The sequence below is a fragment of the Cupriavidus sp. 8B genome (genome assembly GCF_054589115.1).
This window is the reverse complement of sequence record NZ_BAAILO010000383.1, coordinates 1-297: the sequence shown is the minus strand read 5'-3', so window position 1 is coordinate 297 and position 297 is coordinate 1. Positions and strand designations below refer to the sequence as shown.

Here is a 297-nt window from a genome sequence, read left to right as displayed (position 1 = left end):
CTGTTTGACGCGGCTTATCGGGCGGGAGAAGTGGAACTTGAAGTCATTCCACAAGGTACGTTGGCGGAGCGCATGCGGGCTGCAGGCGCCGGAATCGGCGGATTCTATACCCCAACAGCCTATGGCACCAGGCTCGCGGAAGGAAAGGAATCCCGCAAGATAGAGGGCAAGAACTACATCTTCGAATTACCGCTGAAAGCTGATTATGCGCTCGTGAAGGCATATCGCGCAGACCGATGGGGCAACCTGACCTACAGGATGTCCGGTCGCAATTTTGGTCCCATCATGGCCAGCGCG

General features: G+C 56.9%; 1 protein-coding gene. It reads left to right on the top strand.

The annotated features are described in order from the left end of the window. Positions 1 to 297 (top strand): 3-oxoacid CoA-transferase subunit A (locus ACYP5B_RS37200; protein WP_459572911.1); only part of this gene is annotated, 297 nt, incomplete at both ends.